General features: G+C 43.2%; 2 protein-coding genes and 1 pseudogene. All 3 read left to right on the top strand.

Annotated elements, in window-relative coordinates:
- Positions 1-189 (top strand): hypothetical protein (locus tag ACODS7_RS32135; RefSeq protein ID WP_488828615.1); only part of this gene is annotated, 189 nt, incomplete at its 5' end.
- A 13-nt stretch (positions 190-202) separates the two neighbouring features.
- Positions 203-511, top strand: coding sequence for a hypothetical protein (locus ACODS7_RS32130; RefSeq protein WP_488828613.1), 309 nt, complete (start codon positions 203-205; stop codon positions 509-511).
- A gap of 59 nt (positions 512-570) precedes the next feature.
- Positions 571-1,177: pseudogene (locus ACODS7_RS32125) on the top strand (portal protein); the annotation flags it as partial.

The raw sequence follows: 1,177 nt of genomic DNA, 5'->3' as shown, positions 1-1,177 counted from the left end.
TTTCTAGGTGCATTTGCATACAAAATAGAACACGTACACCAGAAAGAACGTGATGGGTGGAAGCAAGAACGAAAAGAATTGTATGATCGTATCCAAGCGCCATCTTTTGCGGAATATAAACAGGGTGAAGTGAAGATGGTGAAAGCGCAGAAAGAGGAAAAGCCTGCACCAACATACCATTTAGAATAGGAGTGGCCACGATATGGCTAGAGTGTTTCATTTAACGTTAGGAAGTATAGAAAAATTTGCAGTTGCGGAAAGTATGGAAGATATGCATGACAGACGGGCAGAGATTGAGCCAACATTTGCGTATACGCCTGTGGAAATTCAGGAGTTACACATACCCGGCTATGTGATAGAAGCGCATGCGATTCCGAAAGAAGAACCAAAACTAGTAGAAACGATTGTAAAAGATGCAAACGGGATTGTGAATGCCACGAAAGCGGAATTGAAAGAACACTTGGAAGAACAGGGTGTGGAAGTGAAAAGTAAAGCGACACTATCAGAATGACAAGAGCTTGCAGCAGAAACTGTCTAAGCTCTTTTTTTATGGGAAGAGGGTGAGAAGGGTTGTTTGGTCTCAATAAACCGAAGGAAGAGAAGCAAGAACAGAAACGTCCTGATGATTGGGTGTCTCTTGTAGAAGAACGGATTACCCAAGCAGAAGACTGGGAAGAAAAACGTCAAATGATGGCGCAGGTGAATTATTATAGGGGAAACCAATGGCTGGTCTGGAACCCAACCAGTAAGAAAATGATGATGGCTCCTCTTGAAAATGGAGAACAACGCATTACAGTAAACCAAATTCGTCCCCGTATGATGGTAAAGCTTGCAAAACAAATTAAGAATCGTGTGAAATTTGATGTGGTACCGGATAGTAATGATGAAACACGTATCGAAATCGCAAAGGCAGCTTCGAAATTCCTAAAATATTGGTGGGAACAGACAGGCATGGACCGCAAAACCCGTGATATCTTCCTAAACAATGGTGTAAAAGGCTGGTGTGCCGCAAAAGTGTACTTTGATGCGGAAGCTGGTCAAGATATTACGCCAGGTGAAGGGGAAATCGGCTTCGAAGAAGAGATGGGAAGGCTGTATACAGGCGAAATACGATGCCGTATATGCGACCCACTTACGTTGTATGTAGATCCAGGAGCTGAAATGGATGAGGAAATCC

Source organism: Bacillus sp. FG16 (assembly GCF_057809515.1).
This window is presented reverse-complemented; position numbering and strand designations above follow the sequence as displayed.